Annotated in this window: 1 protein-coding gene; it reads left to right on the forward strand. The window is 70.3% G+C overall.

Annotated features, from left to right (window positions below):
- A partial coding sequence (locus tag EN808_RS35725; RefSeq protein WP_245525212.1) for a LysR substrate-binding domain-containing protein occupies positions 1-306 on the forward strand: 306 nt, incomplete at both ends.

Consider the following 306-nt stretch of genomic DNA (forward strand, 5'->3'; position numbering starts at 1 on the left):
GGCGCTGCTCGAGCATTCCTGCCTCGGCTTCACCGGCTTCCAGACCTTTCCTGCCTGGGAGATGACCGACCGCGAGGGTCGGCGCGGGCGCGTCGAGGTTTCGGGGCCGCTGGTCAGCGACGACGCCGAGGTGCTGGTCGAGGCTGCGGTGCAAGGCGTCGGCCTGATGATGAGCACGGACTGGCTGGTCGGACGCGAAATCGCCGACGGCCGGCTGGTGCCGATCCTGGAGGACTGGACGCTGGCCGACGAGGGCGCGGTCTATGTCGTCATGCCCTCGGCCAAGGGCCAGGCCGCCAAGACCCG

This window comes from Mesorhizobium sp. M8A.F.Ca.ET.165.01.1.1, from assembly GCF_004792065.1.
Taxonomy (GTDB): Bacteria; Pseudomonadota; Alphaproteobacteria; order Rhizobiales; family Rhizobiaceae; genus Mesorhizobium.